Here is a 17,312-nt window from a genome sequence, read left to right on the forward strand (position 1 = left end):
CCCGACCACTCGGAAAACGAGATTCGATTCATCTTGATCATGAAAACGACTCACCGCCAGGGCTTGCCTTTACTCAACCGATTGCAAACAATGCGCCCCGACGTCAGAGGTGGTGCCCCCCGCGGAACGCGGCGGACACTGAAACAGGGAAACGGGTCGAAGGCCCGTGCTGCCCCCGCAACGGTAGGTGGTGACGTCGGCATCATTTGGCCACTGGCCCAGGCAACGCCCGGGCTGGGAAGGCGATGCCGACAGGGGATATCCCCTTGACCACGAGCCCGGAGACCGGCCTCTGATCGGCATTCCCGACCTGCGGTGGGCTGGTCGGTCACGTGAAAGCGCATCCATGACCTCTTCTTCTACATGGCGACCGTCGTCGCTCGCCGTCGGGCTCACCGGCCTGACCTGCCTGTTTACCCTCGCCCCGTCACAGGCCGATGACCGGCTGGGCCCGATCAACATCACCGCCACCCGCGAGGCCCCGGCGATCGCCCCCGCGATGCCCGAGACAGTCATCACGCGCGAGGAGATCGAGCGCAGCCAGGCGCAATCGATCACGGACCTGCTCGCCGGACGCGCCGGGCTGATCGTCAGCAACGAAGGCGGACCCGGCAAGCTGTCGAGTGTCTCGATCTGGGGACAGAGCGCCAACCGGACGGCGGTTTTCCTCGACGGCGTGCGCATCGGTTCGGTCTCCGCCGGTCAATCGTATCTCGAGCACATCCCCTTGGAGCAGATCGAGCGGATCGAGATCGTGCGCGGCCCGCGCTCCGGTCAATGGGGTGCGGATGCCGGCGGCGGGGTGATCCAGATCTTCACCCGAGAAGGCACCGAGGACGGTGTTCATCTGTCTGGCGGGATTGGCGCGGGCTCACGCGGTCAACGCGAGGCCGATGCCCATATCGGTGGCCGCCAAGGGGCGTTCGACTACTCGCTGGGCGTGGCCCATGAGGAAACCGATGGCTTCGATGCCTGCGAGAACAACGGCCCGTTCACCCCACCCTGTTACGGCGATGAACCGGACGACGACGGCTACGAACGCGATTCGCTGCAGTTGCAGGCCGGATATCGGTTCGGAGAGGGTGGCCATGTGCGTGCCCACGTGCTGGCCGCCTCCGCCGAGGTCGAGTACGACGGCCCCACCAACAACAGCGAAATCGAACAACGCACCATCGGACTGTCGGCCTCCACCGGCCGGATCGGCTTCTGGCAGTTGCGCACCCAGGCAGGGCGTCATATCGACGACCAGGACTATTTCCGCGACCAGCGTTTTGATTCACGTTTCGACACGCAACGCGACACGCTCTCGCTGGCGAACGACTTCTTCCTCGGGTCATCCACTACCCTGACGGTCGGGGCGGACCAGACATACGACAAGCTATCGAGCACGACCGACTACGTCGAGGATGGCCGGCGCAACCAGGGGCTGTTTGCCCAGCTCAATACTCGCCTTGGCGAACGTCTGGATATCCAGGGCGCGCTGCGCCGTGATTTCAACGAGCAATTCGGCACCGCCAATACCGGCTCCCTGGATCTTGCCTATCGTCTCGACGAGGCCTGGACACTCAGCGCGGGACACGGCACCTCGTTCAACGTCCCGTCCTTCAACCTGCTCTACTACCCGCCCTACTGCATCGCGCCGGGCCTTTGCTTCGCGACGGCGAACCCCGACCTCGAACCGGAGCGCACGCGCACCTCGCGCATCGGCGTTGCCTGGAACCGCGGGCAGTGGGGCATCGAGACGACGGCCTTCCGCTCATCGGCCGACGATTTGATCGCGAGCCCGCCGCCCACCTACGTGCCGGAAAACATCACCGAGGCGACCATCCGCGGCGCGGAACTCGTTGCTCGCTGGAGCAACGACACCTGGTCGGCTCACGCGAGCCTCACCTACCTGTCGACCGAGAACGAGGCCACGGGCGAGCCCCTGCCGAAACAACCGCGGTGGAGCGGTCGACTGGCCGTCGATCGTCAGCTGGGCGCCTTTTCGCTCGGGAGCACCTTGCGTGGGCAAAGTGGTTCGGAAACCGACAACACGGGCTACGTGGTTGCCGATCTGCGCGGCAGCTATCGTCTTGCACCTGACTGGCGCATCGAGGCCCGCATCGACAATGTGTTCGACCGGGATTACCAAATCGTCGATGGCTTTCATCAAGCACCTCGCGGCGTGTTTGTGAGCCTGCGCTACGGCCGGTAACATAGCGCTTCCCACCCGGTTTTCAGGACGTCATCCGACCATGCCCCATCCGCTCCAGGAACGACTTTTGCCGCCCAGTCGAGTTGTCGCCATTGCCGCGCTTGCCGTCATGGCGATCTCGATGCTCGCCACGCGCTATCACCACTTCAGCTCGGCGCTGCACCTGGCGGACACCTCCTGGGCGGTGTTCTTCCTCGCCGGGCTGTGGTTCCGGCAGCTGCGGATACTGGGCGGGCTGCTGGTGCTCGCCGTCGCGATCGACCTGGGCAGCGTCTGGCTCGATGGCGCGGCCATGGCCAGTTGCTTTTCACCGGCCTACCCTGGCGTGCTGGCCGCCTACACCGCCCTCTGGGGCGCGGGGCGGCTCGCGGGCACGCGATTGACGGATGGCTCAGGAAACACGTTCACGGGGCTGGCATGGACTGCCGGGGCCTTGCTCGCGGGCAGCGTGATCGCGTTCGGCATCTCGAACGCCACGTTCTACGCCTTCTCCGGTCAGTTCGAGGCCATGGCGGCATTCGAATACGCCCAGCGCACGCTTCCATATCTGGGTGGCTATCTGACCAGTGCGGCGATCTACAGCGTGATCGCGCTGGCCGGCATGGCCGCAACGAATGTCGTTCGCGACGGAGTCCGGGCACAGCGGCACGGCTAGCCGAACCGCAGATCTCGCCCCGGAATCGGCGGGAGAAAACAAAAAAACCCGGCACACCTCGGTGTGCCGGGTTTTTTCGTCGATGCCTGAGCGCAAGCCGCGGCAGCAAACTACTCGCTGACGGGGGATTCGCGCGATTCTTCCTCGCCTAGGCGCATCTGGTCGATGCGCTCCTCGAGCACGCGAATGTCCGGGATGGCCGTCAGACGTCCGTCCAGGCGAACGACGGCATGCCAGAGCGGGTTGTCCTGCGGACCGGCCGTCTCGATCTGGCGACGCTCGACCTGCTCGGAGCGCGGCACGCCGGACAGGAGCAGGGCGTAGTAGGGCAAGGCCCGCTCGGGATCGGTTCCATAGAGTATGGCGCACCGTACCCGCCGGCCGATCGTGGGCACCGACTCGCCGTTCATCGCCTCGAGGCTCACCAAAGGCACTTGCTGGCCGCGCCAATCGACAATGGTCGCCTCGCTGCGCCCCAGACGAATACTGCCCTCGGGCAGGGAGACGTCGGTGATCTCGGCGATCAGCGCGTAGGGGATCAGCAGCTCGATGTCGGTCAGCTGAGTGGGGAGTCGCACGGCGCGGATCGGGGCCTCGCCGGCTTGCAGTTCGTCTGGCTGTTGTGCCATGGCGGCTTGATGTCCTTCAGTCGGCATGCTCGTCTCCCGCACTCTCGTCGTCAGCGCTCATCGCACTCACCGGCAGCAAGCGTGCGATGGTGTCGATCAGATCGAGTTCGGTGTAGGGCTTGCCCAGGTAGGCGGAAACGCCCAGCGCTTCGGCGCGTGCGCGGTGCTTCTGGCCGGTTCGTGACGAGATCATGATCACGGGCGTCTCTGCCGCTGCCCGATCGTTGCGGATCGCACCGAGCAGCTCGAAGCCGTCCATGCGGGGCATTTCGATGTCGGTGAGCACCAGGTCCGGCAGGCTGTCCTGCAGGAGACCCAGCGCCTCGACCCCGTCGCGGGCCAGGACGACGTCGTAGTTGTTGCGCTCCAGCGTGCGGGCGGTGACCTTGCGCACGGTGAGCGAATCGTCCACCACCAGCACCGACGGCCGCGAGCGGGCAGGCTTGAAAACCGCATGCGTCTCTAGGCGGCGCTGATAATCCCGCCGCTGGAACTGCTGGACCAGCTCGAACAATTCCAGCACCAGGATCACGTCACCATCGTCGGCAATCGTGGCCCCCGACACCCCCGGAATCCGCCCGAGCTGTGGCCCCATCGACTTGACGAACAGCTGGATGCCACCGAGCTGGTGATCGACGTGCAGGGCGAAGCGACGTTCGCCCAGCTTGAAGAGCATGATCGGGCGGATGGCCGCCACGTCCTGCGCCGTCTCGGCCGGTGGCTGTCCCCACAGAAGTTCGCCCAGATAATAGAGCGGGTAATGCTCACCGTCGTGCTCGATCTGCGGCTTTTCCTCGCGATAGTACTCGGCGAGCGTCACACCGGTCATGCGCGTGACCGCGACCACGCCCTTGTAGGGAATCGCGTACCGATCGTCACCACTGGCAATCAGGATGCCGCGGGTCATCGCCTGGGTCAGCGGCAGGTTGAGCCGGATCTCGGTGTAGCGCCCCTGCTCGGAATCCACGTCGACGAAGCCACCCAGCTCACGCGTAGCGCTGGCGACCACATCCATGCCCACCCCACGACCGGCGACCTGGGACAGGTTTCCGGCGGTCGAGAAGCCCGGCAGGAAGATCAGCGATCGTGCCTCTTCGTCACTGATGTCGATGTCGGCCGGCATCAGGCTGCGCTCGACCGCCTTGCGACGAATGGCATCCAGATCAAGCCCCCGGCCATCATCACGCAGGCTGACGGTGATATTGCCGCCACCGCTGTCGATGTTGAGCAGCAGCCGCCCGACGGGCGCCTTATGAGCGGCGCGGCGCTCTTCGGGCGACTCGATGCCATGGGCGATGGAGTTGCGCAGCATGTGCTCCAGCGACGGCAGCATGGCCATCAGGGTGACCCGGTCGACCTCGGCCTCGCCATTCTCGATCACCAGCTCGGCCTGACGCCCGACCTCGTCTCCCACCTGGCGTACGATACGACGCAGTCGCCCGGCGACATCGTTAAAGCGAACCAGACGCATCGCCAGCACGCCGTCCTGCATTTTCCGTCCCAGACGGGACTGCTGCAGCAACAGCAACTGCGACTGCTCGGTCAGCGAGCTGAGGCTCTCCTCGATGTTGGCGACATCACCGAGCGACTCCATGATGCCGCGCGAAAGCTCTTGAACCTGGGTAAAGCGGTCAAATTCGAGTGGATCGAACTGCTCCTCGGTAATCCCGGCCTCCTCCATCAGGTCGGCCTTGATCTGCGTCTCGGTCTCGATCTCCAGTCGCCGCAGCTGGCTACGCAGCCGGGTGACGGTCTGCTGGAGCTCGAACAACTGACGTTCGAAGCCATTGACCTGACGATCGATGCGCGACTGGAGCAACACCGACTCGCCGATCTGATTGACCATGGCATCAATACTGCCGGCGGCGACACGCACCTGCTCGTCGCGACGCTCGGCGCCGGCTTCTTGCCCGGAACCAGTCGCTTCCACCGATTCCCTCGGGGAGGATGGCGGCGATATCCGTACTGGCTCGAGTTCATTCTCGACCGACTTATGCGATGGCCCATCTTGCCCATCGGCCTCATCCGGACGGGCCTCGTCACCACCCTGGCTCCGTTCGGCAAATCGGCAGGCGCCGTCCGGGTCGCGAATCCAACCGATCAGCTCGCGCTGCTGGGGGATCGGTTGCTGATTGCGCACGTGGTCGAGCAACGCGGCGATGACGTCGTAACTGTGCTGAACCAGGGCCACCAGGGGCTCGTTATCGGTGGACTCCTCGCGCCGAGCCAGCTCCAGGCGCCCCTCGAGGTGGTGTGCCACGTCCCCGAGGTTGAGCAGGCCGGCCATGCGCGCCCCACCCTTGAGGGTGTGCAGGTTACGGTGCAGCAGCCGAATGGATTCGAGGTCGTGCGGGTGGACCCGCCAGTGGGCCAGGTAGGCGTCCGCCTGCTCGAGCAACTCGTCCGCCTCGTCGAGGAAGATCTGCAGGATATCCTCGTCCTGCTCGGCCGGATCATCATCCGGGCGATGCTCGACGTCGGCGTACTCGTCACGCGTTTCGTCATCGGCCGGCAACACCTCGGGCGGCTCTTCCGCCTCGGCGCGATGACCCGCGATGTCGTCGGTCGCCGCCTCATCACTGCGCGACGCCTCATCCGGGATGGCATCGCTATCCGGAACGGCATCGCTCGGAAGCTCGTCACGCGAAGAGTCGCCCGCCGAGGGCTCCGGCTCGGCAACGACCGGCTCCTCGCTCGCATCGACTGCCGAGACCTCGTGGGTCGCGGCCACCTCGTCCTCGTCTGTCACCGAGGGCTCGTCTTCCGCTTGACGGGAATCACGGACCTCCGCGCTCTCAGACACCTCGCCATAGTCGGCCAGCACCTGCTCCAGCTGGATATCCAGGCGCTGCTCCAGATCCGTGGTATCGGGTTGCTCGAGGCTCGGGTCGACCGCCCAGCGGCGCAACGATTCGATGGCATCGGCCCCCTCGGCGAACAGGGCCAGTTCTTCGCCGCCGAGACGCTCCTGATGCTCGGCAAGCGCGCGGGTCCAATCCTCTAGGTAGCGCGCCAAGGAGGCGATGATGTCCACGCCCGCCGTACGGGCCGAGCCGAGCGTGGTGTGCAACAGACGCACCAGCTCGTTGTCGCAGGTCAAACCGACGCCATGCTCGCGCGCGGCGTCTATCTTGCGATGCAACTCATCGATGTATCCCCCGATTTCCTGATCGAAGATCTCTCGCAGCACCGGATCATCGATGACCGGGGTCGCCGCTTCGACATCGGTCGCCATCTCGTCCGATGATGCCGAGTCGGTTTCGTTTGTCGATTCGAGGGGGGCGGGTGAGGCGGCCTCGACCTCCGCCGGGGAGTCCACCGCGGCCTGGTCGGACACGGACTCCATCTCAACGGATTCGGCCTCGATGGATTCGCCGGATTCGAGACGCTCGGCCAGCCGGCGGGATTCGGCCCAATGGGAGTCGGGGGTGGCCTGCCCCGCCTCGAGATCGGGCAGGGCAGCCTGCATCAGGGCAACGGCGTCGAGAGCCCCCTGGCGAGTGGCGTCGCCGCCGTCGACCTTGCCGTCGAGCACCTGATTGAGCAGTCGCTCCCAAGCCCAGGCCCAATCACCGATGGTCTCGAGCCCGACCATCCGCCCACTGCCCTTGATGGTGTGAAAGCCGCGGCGCAGCGTCACCAAGGCATCGGCATCCTCCCGCGTGCGCCAGGCCTCGGCCGCCTCACCCATGTCGGGCACCGTCTCGGCCATCTCCTCGGCGAAAACCTCGCGCATCTCAACCATCATCGGATCTTCGTCCAAGGCGGCTGGCTCGGCCTGCTCTTCCGGCTCTTGCTCTGGCGGCGTTACCTGTTCGGTCTCGGTCTCGGTCTCGGTCTCGGCGAGCGTGAAGTCCTGCTCATCGGCTGACAAGCCCGCCTCTTCAGGCGCAACCACCGGCTGATCGGGGAGGTCGACGGTCACCCCCTCGTCGTCAGCCGACTCGGGCTGCTCCGGCTGCTCCGCGTCGACTCGCGACTCGTCCTGATCATCGGCCAGGCCGAAATCAAGGGCCGACTCCAAGGCCGGGGAGCTTTCCTCCGATGCATCGGTGAATGCCAGCGCTGGCGACTCGCCGCCTGGCTGATCCGCGGTCTCCGCCGCCTCGACCTCCGCCGAGGAGGCACTCGATCCGTCGTCCCGTTCCAGCAGCGATTCACCATCGCCTTCGGTGTTGGTCGGTGCGTCGTCCTGCGGCACAAGGCGCCATGGCGTCTCATCGGAGGCGCCTTCGGACATCTCGGATTCGGACATCTCGGATTCGGACGCCGTGTCGTCCGCCTCGGCCGGCTCGTCTTCCGGCAGACCAAGGGCATCGAGATCGGCCGGAGTTGCCGGTGCTTGCGGGGTGACCGCCTCCTCGTCTGGCAATTCGGGCAGCTCATCCGGCGCGGACGGCGAGGCGGCAACGCGTTGGTCGTCCTCGCCCTCGTCGAGCGCAAAGTCGAGCGCCGCCTCCAGCTCCTCGCCACTTGCCTCGCCACGGGTTTCGGAGTCGACCGGCTCGATCTCTTCGGAAGACGTCGCCCGATCGGTTTCGGGGGCGTCGGCGGCGAGCTCTTCCTCCTCGACTTGCCAAAATTGGATCAATTCGTCCGGGGTGGCGAGACTATCGTCGATTGGCTCGGGAGGCGCCTCGTCGGCGGCCGGTTTCGGCTCGGCCGTGGCGGTACGGGCCGGCATCGATTCGCTGGAATCGACCTCGGCCGGCTCCGTGGCCTCCGCCCCGTCATCGTCATCGTCATCGACATCGGCCAAGAGGTCATCGATGCGCCGCTTGGGCGCCTCAAGGAAGCGGGCAATCTCCTTGCTGAAATCACGCAGGTTCTCGAGGTAGAACTCCAGCGCGGCGAAGATCTCGCTCAAGGCCGACAGGGTGTGTTCATCGCCAACCGGCTCACCAAACGACTGTGCGCGGCTCCAGCGGGCCAACGCCACGACCAGCGGGGTGGCAGCATCACGACCGGACAGCCGAAGCACCTCGCCAATGCCGGCCAACCGATCAGCCGCTTGGACAAACGGGGAATCGGACGGTGTTTCACCGTCGCCCTGCCCGGCAAGCCCGGCGTTGATCTTCTCGCGAGCTTCGCTCAAGGATTCGAACGCCGCACTGGCGATCGCACCAATCGAGCTGGCCACCGTCTGATCGTGCAGGGCTTCGGCCCGGTCGCCGTCGGCCATGCTGCGCGGGATGCCATCAACAACCTGTTCGACCAGCATCACCGTGCCCGCGAGATCCATGAGCATCTCGTCATCAAGCAGCTCGGCGCCCCGCGTCACCGCTTGCAAGTGCTCGCGACCATCGGCAAGCGCCTTGGCCGCCGCCGCATAGCCAAGCGTCGCGAGCACGCCGCTCATCTGTTCGAACTTGTTCAGGATGCGGCCGAGGGGTTCGAGGTCATCGCGCTTGCCGCGGACGAACAGGTCGAGCACATCCTGTGTGGCAAGCAGCTCTTCCTCAAGGGCCTTCTGCACCGCCTCGAGCGCCTCGGCATCGAGACCGACGAATCGCGCCGGCAAGTCGGCGCGATCCAATTGCTCGCGCCAATCGGCGGCCCGATCCCGGCAGATCGGCTCGTCATCATCCACCCGTTCCAGCAAGGAAAGCAGCACCGAGGCGCCGAGGTCCAGGCCGGCATGGTTGATCACCGACTCGCTGCGACCCTGCAACTGCAGGCGGAAGAGTTGCAGGACACGCCCGACTGCTCGCTTGAGCACGGGCGCGTAACGATCGGGGTCCGACTCGGTCAGGCGAAGCAATTCGCCAACCACCCGGATGGCAATGATCGCGCTGCGACTGGGTTCGTGCGCGATGATCTGCATGGAAAGCTCGCGCAATCCCGGCAAGACGGACCAGTCGTCCCGCATGACGGCAAGCACTTCACGCTCCATCCGACGCAACAGCGGGCGAAGCTCGGCCTCCTCGTCCACGCCCTTTTCGCGATGCGGACGCTTGCCGAGTTCATGTTCGGCCTGCAACAGGAAGGCCCGCGCCGCCAGTTCACGGGCATCGAGCGGGGCCTGCTTGATGGTCCCTCGCAGGCGGTTGACCATCGGCAGCAGGCTTGCCGGCGTGATCTCAGCCCCGGCCGCCATGCGATCCAGCAGGGCCTGCAACAAGGCGGCCGACTCGATCTGGGCGGAAATGGCTGTCTGGTCGTCGGATCGATCTTCGAGCGGCTCGAGGGCGGCCATCTGGGTGCGCACCAGCACGCGCACCAGCTGGATGTCGACCATGGAGAAGACACGGTCGATGGTTTGCAACGCCTGGGTGGCGTCGAAGACATGCTCGGTGACGTTTTCGCCCTCGGAAAGCTGCTCCAGCGCCCTCAAGAGCTCGGCGAGACGCTCTTCCAGCCCCTCACGGAGCCAGTCGAATACGATCGCGTCGACTTTCCTTTCTGTCCGCATGTCTCAATTCACCGCCTTTCGGCATCCCGCCTGCTGGAAGATCCGTGTCCCGGTCACGACGATTACCTCGCCGGCCAACCGGGCCGCCTGCTGTCCTGCCGAACTCAGCTCGATGGCCGGGCGTCGTCCCGCTCGGGCATCGTGAAGCCGGCCACGGAGCGGTTGAGCTCCTGCGAGAGCGAGCCCAGCTCGCCGATCTCGTCGGCGGCCTGAGTCGCGTTTTCTGCCGTCTGCTGCGTGTCCTGACGAATCCGGTTGACCGCCTCGCGCAAATCGGTTGCCACCGAGGCCTCCTTCTGGGCCACCGAGGTGATGTCGTTGATCTGCTGGGAAAGTTTCAGCGAGACGCTTTCGATCTCCGAGAGCGCCTTGCCGGCGTTCTCGGCGAGCGTGGCGCCGTCGACGACGTTCGAGGTGGTCTGTTCCATGGCGAGCATGGCCTCGGAGGTGTCGGTCTGGATGGTGTTTACCAGCAGCTCGATCTGACGTGTCGCGTCACCGACACGCTCGGCCAGTCGCTGAACTTCATCGGCGACCACCGCGAAACCGCGACCCGCCTCGCCGGCCATGGCGGCCTGAATGGCGGCGTTAAGCGCCAGGATGTTGGTCTGGTCGGCAATGTCGGTGATCAGGCCGACGATGTCGCCGATCTCCTGCGACGACTCACCCAGGCGCTTGAGGCGCTTGGAGGTTTCCTGGATCTGTTCGCGGGTCTGGTTCATGCCCTTGATGGTCTGGCGCACCGCATCACCGCCGCGGTGGGCCACGTTGACCGAGGATTCCGCGATCTGGGCCGATTCCTGCGCACTGACCGAAACCCGCTCGATCTCGTCGGACATCTGCGCGATGGCATCGGAAATCTCGGTGATGCGCTGGGCCTGGCCACGCGACTTGTCGGCGAGTGCCCGCGAGCTGTCCTGCGAGGCACGCACCGCCGCGGCGACGCGCACCGAGGTGTCGTTGATGGTGCCGACCAGGTCGCGCAGTGCATCGATGGTGTAGTTGACCGAGTCGGCGATCGCGCCGGTGATGTCCTCCGTCACGGTGGTATGCGCGGTCAGATCACCGTCGGCGAGCGTCATCATCTCGTCGAGCAGACGCAGGATGGCCGCCTGGTTCCGCTGGTTGGCCGCCTCGGTCTCAGCCAGCGCCCGGCGGGATTCCTGCACCAGGGTCACGCCCAGCCAGACAAGCAGCAACAGGCCGATCGTGCCACTGGCGTAACCTAGGTAGAGGAACTGCGACGCCTGGTTCTGATCGGCGGCCAACGTGCGCGCCAGCTCGGAGGTCGCGCCGGTAAACTCGCCCGACATGCGGTCGATTTCACGCGCGGCCTGGTTGGCGGCAAGCAGCTGCGGCGCCTGCTCGAGTACGGCCGATACCAGCTGGTTGACGGTGGCGAACAGCACGCCCACCTCGCGCAGCCCGTCACGTACCTCGGGGTCACTGACTCGCGGCGCCATGCGATTGCCGTTGAGCAGGCCGTTGAGCACGCCACCGAACAGCGCCACGTCGCGACCGAAGCGCTCCGAGGCATTGACTGCCTGCTCACCACCACCGGTGATTTCGTCAAGGGTGGTGCCGATGCGCTCGATGAACATCAGCTGGCGGGTGGCCAGATAGATCACGTGGCTGGGGGCGTCATTGGCAACCAGGGTCTGGACCACCTCGTCCGACGAGGCCGTCAGGTCAGGCAGGATTTCCTCGATCTGGGCCGACTGCTCACCGACGCTGAGGATGGCCTCACGCCCCTCCAGCACCTTGCTAAGGGATTCGTTATAGACGTTCCAGCGATTGGAAACCGCGGCGAGAAGGTCTTCGCGATTCGGCGGCACCTCGAGCTGGGGCCGCTCGGGGTTTTCGCCCTGGAGGGCATTGAGCGTCTCGGTGAAATCGGCACGGATCGACTGAACCCGGTCGAACGCCCCGGGGTTGCCGCGAATGGCTCGCAACACCTCGATGGTGAGCTCCTGCGAGGAACGCTCCAACTCGGCGCCGGCAAGGCGGCGGTCGAGGAATTCCTGTTCGCGTTGGGCCGCGAGAATGAACACCACCACGGTCGCGACCAGGGCCAGAACCGCGAGAACCACGAGGATCAGTATCTTACGGCTGATGCCGCCCATCCGTGCGCCAAGACTCATAGTTGCCACTTACTCCTGAATGGAATTCATCGTCATTGTTTGGTTATAAGCCGACGTCATGCGACGGCATTGAGAAACTGGTCGTGATCGAGCAGCGAGCGGAACTCGAGCACCGGCAACCACTCCTCGTTGAGCCGCACTTCCCGCTGGAAACCCGGCAGGGAAGCGAGCTCGCGGTGATGCTCGGAATCACTCAAGGGGCGCTCATCGCCGTAGGCGATCTGGCGGATTCCGTAGGAACGCTCCACCAGAAAGGCCGACGAGGCCTGGGCGTGCTTGGCGAGAAAGACCACGCTGTGGCGGGATGCCGGTGTGGTGACATCAAACCAGAAGCGGGCCAGATCGAACACCCCGGTCAGTTCGCCGCGCAGGTTCGCCAGACCCGACACCCAGGGGCGCGCACCAGGAAGCGTCACCATGCGAGGCGGGGCGACGATGGCCCGCACCTCGTCCAGCGCGACGAGCATGCGTCGACCGTCGACGGCAAACAGGATGCCCTGCCAGGTCCTGACATGGTCATCGCTGCTCGGCAGGCCGACGGCATGCTGCTCGACCTGGCGATTGATCCAGCCGAGATAGTCGAACACGTCCTCTGTGCGCTGCATCACGTCAGCCGAGCACGCTCTTGAGCACGGTGATCAAGTCGGCCTCCTTGACCGGCTTGACCAGGTACTCCTTGGCACCCTGACGCATGCCCCAGATGCGGTCGGTCTGCTGGTCCTTGGTGGTGACGATAACCACCGGGATAGCGCTCGTCTCGCTGTCCTTGTTGAGGGTGCGGGTGGCCTGAAAACCGTTCATGCCCGGCATCACCACGTCCATGAGCACCGCGTCGGGGCGCACCGTGCGCACCAGCTCGATACCCTCTTCACCACTGTTGGCGACGGAAACCTGGTGGCCGTGACGCTCAAGAATCTGCTGGAGTACATACACCTCAGTCGGCGAGTCATCAATGACAACAATATGAGCCACTACCCTGTTCCTCTAGAAAAATCCGGTTCAATACGATCCTGCCGGCATCCGGAATCGGACCCCGGGAGCCAACGCCTTTCTCAGTCTGCCATCGCGCCCTCGCCGGCCACGGGGCGCCCTTCGGCGAAACGCTCCACGGCAGCGAGAATCTCGTCGCTGTTGAAAGGCTTGGTGAGGTAGTCGGAGGCCCCGACAATGCGGCCACGGGCCTTGTCGAAGATACTGTCCTTGCTGGACAGCAGGATGATGGGCGTCTCGGCGAAGCGATCGTTGTTCTTGATCAGCGCCGTGGTCTGGTAGCCGTCGAGACGCGGCATGAGGATATCGATGATGACGACGTCCGGGTCGAACGCGCCAATGCGGGCCAGGGCGTCGAATCCGTCGATCGCGCTTTCCACTTCGCAGCCCGCCTTGCTGAGGATGCTGTCGGCTGTCCGTCGGATGGTCTTGCTGTCGTCGACCACCATGACCCTCAGGCCTTCGAGGCCGGCGTGATTCTCTGTCGCTTCCATGTCTTCGTCCTTGCTGCTGGCCGATTCTTGCCTTGCGTCGGCCGAATGTAACCAACGCGCCCGTCTTTGGCAAACGCCTTGACGGCTCCCCGCGTGAACGAACCAGCGCGCCAGCCGTCATCTGGGGAAGGTCGACACGCCATCCGATACCGCTCTGCGAGTCTTGAGCCGGGCAGACGCAGGGCGACCCTCCGCCGAGAAAGAGCCGCTCTCCCTTGCCAAGGAAGGCAACACCGCACTCAAGACTCGCCCTCTGGGGCCGGGCAAGCGGCTGGCTCAGCCAGAGTGGCATCGGATTTCATGCCGACCTTCTATTACACTGTGGCCACGAAAAGCGCGGCCAAGCACCGCCCCGCGCCCCACCCAAGCGAACACCGTGACGAAAAGTCGATGACAAACAACCATTCCGCCCTGCAACTCGACAGCCAGGATTCGACCCCCGAGCTCGAGGCGAGCTACTGCGGCCCGCTGTTGATGATCGAATCGCACATCATCGAGAACCGCCGACAGATCGAGACCTGGTTCCGCGAGCAGTGGCGCAAGACGCCGGCGCCGTTCTATTCCTCGGTCGATCTGCGCAACGCCGGCTACAAGCTCGGCCCGGTCGACACCAACCTGTTCCCGGCCGGCTTCAACAACCTCAACCACAGCTTCGATCCACTGGTGGTACAGGCGATCCAGTCGGCGGTCGAGCACGCCTGCCCGGATGCGCGCGGCATGCTGATCATCCCGGAGCGCCATACGCGCAACCAGTTCTACCTCGAATCGCTGGCCACCATGGCCGAACTGTTCGAGTTGGCCGGTTTCGAGACACGCATCGGCTCGCTCGATGCGCTCGATGGTCCAGCGCACTTCGACCTGCCCTCCGGGCGCACGTTGACCCAGCACCCGATCCATCGCGAAGGCCGACGGATCGAGGTCGACGGCTTCTCGCCCTGCACCATCGTGCTCAACAACGACCTGTCCGGCGGGCGCGAGGACATCCTCGAGGACATCGAGCAGACCGTGGTGCCGCCCTCGGCGCTGGGCTGGTGGCATCGCTCCAAGTTCAATCACTTCAACCACTACCAGACACTGGCTAATGAGCTGGCCGCCCTGATGGACCTCGACCCTTGGCATCTCGCACCGATGATCCTCGACTGCGGCCAGATCGACTTCATGAAGCGCGAGGGCGAGAACTGCCTGCAGGAAAAGGTCAGCGAGATGCTTGCCGCGATCCAGAAGAAATACGACGAGCTCGAGATCAAGGAAAAGCCCTTCGTCGTGATCAAGGCGGATGCCGGCACCTACGGCATGGGCGTGATGATGGCCCAATCCACCGATGAGGTGGTCGGGCTGAACCGCAAGCAGCGCACGCGCATGGCGGCCTCCAAGGATGGGCGCAGCATCAACCGGGTCCTGATACAGGAAGGCATTTACAGCTTCGAGCGACTGGGCTCGAGTGGGCACGTCGCCGAGCCGGTGCTCTACATGATCGATCGCCACGTGGTCGGCGGCTTCTACCGCGTACACACCAAGAAGGGCCAGAGCGAGAACCTCAATTCGCCCGGCGCGGAATTCGTGCCGCTGCCCTTCACCCAGTCCTGCGTCACGCCGGCCCCGGACGCCTCGCCCGACAGCGACCAGAACCGGCTGTACTGCTATGGCGTGGTCGCCCGACTGGCCCTGCTCGCCGCCGCGCGCGAGCAGCGTGACCTGATCGGCGGCCCAACCGTCGCCCCGACCGCCGACTGATCCGAACCGCAAGCGGAGCCGCCTCATGCGCATCGCCGTCGTCATGGATCCGATCGAACGGATCAAGCCCTGGAAGGACACCTCGTTCGCCTTCCTCCTGAGCGCCCAGGCCCGCGACTGGGACTGCTGGTACATCGAGCCGGACTGGCTGTTCTTCGCCGACGGCCGTCCGCAGGCGCAGGCCGCCCCGATCACGGTGGTCGATCGCGACACGGACTTCCACACGCTGGGCGAGCGTTCGACACATGCACTGGCGGACTTCGACATCATCCTGCAGCGCCAGGACCCGCCGATCGACCTGAACTACCACTACATCACCGGGCTGTTGTCGTTGGCCGAGCAGGCCGGTGTCGTGGTCGGCAATCGACCCGACGCCGTGCGGGCAGCCAACGAGAAACTCCTCGCCCAGCATTTCCCCGCCCTGTGCCCACCGACACTGGTGAGCCGATCGATCGAGCAGCTCAAGGCCTTTATCGCCGAACAGGGCGAGATCGTCGTCAAGCCGCTGGATGCCATGGGCGGCAGTTCGATATTCAAGATCCACCAGGACGAGGTGAACACGCAGGTGATCCTCGAGGTGATGACACACGACCAGACCGAGTTGGTGATGGCGCAGCGCTACCTGCCCGAGATTCACACCGGTGACCGCCGCGTGCTGCTGATCGACGGCGAGCCGGTCGACCACGCCCTGTTGCGCGTGCCGGCCGAGAAGAGCTTCCGCGCCAACCTCGCCGCCGGCGGTCGCGGCGAGGTGGTGCCGTTGCGCGAGCGCGACCGGGAAATCGCCGCGATCGTCGGCCCGTGGTTGGCCGAACGGGGATACTGGTTCGTCGGCCTGGACGTGATCGGCGACCGGCTGACCGAGATCAACGTCACCAGCCCCACTTGCGCCCGCGAGATCAGCGCGGCCACCGGGCAGGACGTCACCGGGCGGATGCTCGACCGCCTCGCCCAACGCCTCACGCGATGATCGACCGGCGCCGGCGCGCGCTACTGGGCGGGCTCGCCGGCCTGCCGCTGACCACCCTGACCACCCTGACCACCCTGACCACCCTGGCCGGCTGCGGGAGTGAGCCGACCTTCCGCGAGGCCGGTTTCAGCGTGTTTGGCCAGATCTGGACCCTGCGCTTCGCCGACACGCCCGCCGAGCAAATCAATGCCGCCGTGCGTGCCGCGGAGCACATTGTCGAGCCGCTCTATCGTCGCCTGCACCCCTGGCGCGACAGCGAACTGACCCGCCTCAACCGCCAGCTGGCCGAACGCGGCGAGGCCGTTTCCAGCCCCGATATTCGTGCCCTGATCCGGGCTGCCCGCCCCCTGTTCGAGGCCAGCGACGGACGGTTCGACCCCAGCATCGGCGGACTGATTGGCCTGTGGGGCTTTCACCGGGACGCCGGCGATACACCGATCACGCCACCCGCCGAATCCGCGCTGGACGCCTGGCTGGCCGATGCGCCCTCGCTCGACGACGTGCGGATCGAAGGCGACCGTGTGATCGCCTCCCACCCGAGGGTCCAATTCGACTTCAACGCCCTGGCCGAGGGATTCGCCGCCGAACAGGTGCTCGACGCCATCGAGGCGGTCGGGATCACCAACTGCTTGCTCGACTCCGGCGGCGATCTCTACACCCTGGGCCATGCCGGTGGGCGGGACTGGCGACTGGGCATCCGCGACCCGCAAGGCCGCGACGCGCTTGGCGGCGTGCGCGTGTCCGGACGGCGCGCCCTGTGCAGTTCGGGCGACTACGAGCGTCGCCTGCGCTATCGGGGCAAGAGCTTCGGTCACATCATCGATCCGCTGACCGCCCGCCCGGCGCGCCACAACACCGGCACCACGGTGCTGGGCCGCGACCCCGTCATCGCCGACGGGGCCGCCACCGCACTGATGCTGCTCTCCCCCAGCGAGGCCAAGCGCTTTGCCGGACAGGTGGGACTCGACGGCATCCTGCTGGTAACCGAGAATGGCAGACCATGGCGCGATGCCGGCATGCAGTCGGCCATGTCGACGACGCCCGCCGGGCGCTCGATCGACTGGCACTCGTTCTAATCCAAACGACCCGG

The 17,312-nt window shown here is 65.4% G+C and carries 11 protein-coding genes and 1 riboswitch; of the genes, 5 read left to right on the forward strand and 6 right to left on the reverse strand.

Annotation, left to right across the window (positions count from 1 at the left end; all coding sequences use genetic code 11):
• Window positions 1–90: 90 nt before the first annotated feature.
• A riboswitch (cobalamin riboswitch) is annotated at window positions 91–308 on the forward strand.
• A 38-nt stretch (window positions 309–346) separates the two neighbouring features.
• The gene (locus ABGV18_RS00320) at window positions 347–2,197 is read left to right on the forward strand and encodes a TonB-dependent receptor domain-containing protein (protein ID WP_396584335.1); all 1,851 of its coding nucleotides are present in this window, start codon (window positions 347–349) and stop codon (window positions 2,195–2,197) included.
• Window positions 2,198–2,237: 40 nt separating this feature from the next.
• A complete protein-coding gene (locus ABGV18_RS00325; RefSeq protein WP_396584336.1) occupies window positions 2,238–2,852 on the forward strand; it encodes a hypothetical protein in 615 nt (204 codons plus the stop codon).
• Between the two features lie 110 nt (window positions 2,853–2,962).
• On the opposite strand, the gene ABGV18_RS00330 is transcribed toward ABGV18_RS00325, so the two are convergent.
• The 6 genes from ABGV18_RS00330 to ABGV18_RS00355 form a co-directional block, all read right to left on the reverse strand.
• Window positions 2,963–3,481 carry a chemotaxis protein CheW gene (locus ABGV18_RS00330; RefSeq protein WP_396584337.1) on the reverse strand — a complete coding sequence of 173 codons (519 nt, stop codon included), beginning with the start codon at window positions 3,479–3,481 and terminating at the stop codon, window positions 2,963–2,965.
• Window positions 3,482–3,497: 16 nt separating this feature from the next.
• Complete coding sequence (locus ABGV18_RS00335; RefSeq protein WP_396584338.1) at window positions 3,498–9,893, reverse strand: Hpt domain-containing protein; 6,396 nt, start codon at window positions 9,891–9,893, stop codon at window positions 3,498–3,500.
• A 104-nt stretch (window positions 9,894–9,997) separates the two neighbouring features.
• Complete coding sequence (locus tag ABGV18_RS00340; protein WP_396584339.1) at window positions 9,998–12,034, reverse strand: methyl-accepting chemotaxis protein; 2,037 nt, start codon at window positions 12,032–12,034, stop codon at window positions 9,998–10,000.
• A 56-nt stretch (window positions 12,035–12,090) separates the two neighbouring features.
• Window positions 12,091–12,639, reverse strand: a complete 549-nt coding sequence (locus ABGV18_RS00345) for a chemotaxis protein CheW (protein WP_396584340.1) — start codon at window positions 12,637–12,639, stop codon at window positions 12,091–12,093.
• A 4-nt stretch (window positions 12,640–12,643) separates the two neighbouring features.
• Complete coding sequence (locus ABGV18_RS00350) at window positions 12,644–13,006, reverse strand: response regulator (RefSeq protein ID WP_396580411.1); 363 nt, start codon at window positions 13,004–13,006, stop codon at window positions 12,644–12,646.
• 80 nt (window positions 13,007–13,086) lie between these two features.
• A complete protein-coding gene (locus ABGV18_RS00355) occupies window positions 13,087–13,518 on the reverse strand; it encodes a response regulator (RefSeq protein WP_396584341.1) in 432 nt (143 codons plus the stop codon).
• Between the two features lie 390 nt (window positions 13,519–13,908).
• Here ABGV18_RS00355 and gshA point away from each other — a divergent pair, with 390 nt between their 5' ends.
• Genes gshA through ABGV18_RS00370 form a run of 3 tightly spaced genes read left to right on the forward strand, consistent with a single transcriptional unit; the run spans window position 13,909 to window position 17,298 of the window.
• The gene (gene gshA / locus ABGV18_RS00360; protein ID WP_396584342.1) at window positions 13,909–15,252 is read left to right on the forward strand and encodes a glutamate--cysteine ligase; all 1,344 of its coding nucleotides are present in this window, start codon (window positions 13,909–13,911) and stop codon (window positions 15,250–15,252) included.
• Between the two features lie 25 nt (window positions 15,253–15,277).
• The gene (gene gshB, locus ABGV18_RS00365) at window positions 15,278–16,222 is read left to right on the forward strand and encodes a glutathione synthase (RefSeq protein ID WP_396584343.1); all 945 of its coding nucleotides are present in this window, start codon (window positions 15,278–15,280) and stop codon (window positions 16,220–16,222) included.
• Window positions 16,219–17,298, forward strand: coding sequence for an FAD:protein FMN transferase (locus ABGV18_RS00370; protein ID WP_396584344.1), 1,080 nt, complete (start codon window positions 16,219–16,221; stop codon window positions 17,296–17,298). Before gshB ends, ABGV18_RS00370 begins: the two co-directional genes overlap by 4 nt.
• Window positions 17,299–17,312: the final 14 nt, after the last annotated feature.

The organism is Guyparkeria halopsychrophila (genome assembly GCF_044582135.1).
Classification (GTDB): Bacteria; Pseudomonadota; Gammaproteobacteria; order Halothiobacillales; family Halothiobacillaceae; genus Guyparkeria.

Coding starts and splice junctions, on each gene's coding strand:
- ABGV18_RS00320 (WP_396584335.1), top strand. CDS start 347: ATGACCTCTTCTTCTACATGGCGACCGTCGTCGCTCGCCGTCGGGCTC.
- ABGV18_RS00325 (WP_396584336.1), top strand. CDS start 2,238: ATGCCCCATCCGCTCCAGGAACGACTTTTGCCGCCCAGTCGAGTTGTC.
- ABGV18_RS00330 (WP_396584337.1), bottom strand. CDS start 3,481: ATGGCACAACAGCCAGACGAACTGCAAGCCGGCGAGGCCCCGATCCGC.
- ABGV18_RS00335 (WP_396584338.1), bottom strand. CDS start 9,893: ATGCGGACAGAAAGGAAAGTCGACGCGATCGTATTCGACTGGCTCCGT.
- ABGV18_RS00340 (WP_396584339.1), bottom strand. CDS start 12,034: ATGAGTCTTGGCGCACGGATGGGCGGCATCAGCCGTAAGATACTGATC.
- ABGV18_RS00345 (WP_396584340.1), bottom strand. CDS start 12,639: ATGCAGCGCACAGAGGACGTGTTCGACTATCTCGGCTGGATCAATCGC.
- ABGV18_RS00355 (WP_396584341.1), bottom strand. CDS start 13,518: ATGGAAGCGACAGAGAATCACGCCGGCCTCGAAGGCCTGAGGGTCATG.
- gshA (WP_396584342.1), top strand. CDS start 13,909: ATGACAAACAACCATTCCGCCCTGCAACTCGACAGCCAGGATTCGACC.
- gshB (WP_396584343.1), top strand. CDS start 15,278: ATGCGCATCGCCGTCGTCATGGATCCGATCGAACGGATCAAGCCCTGG.
- ABGV18_RS00370 (WP_396584344.1), top strand. CDS start 16,219: ATGATCGACCGGCGCCGGCGCGCGCTACTGGGCGGGCTCGCCGGCCTG.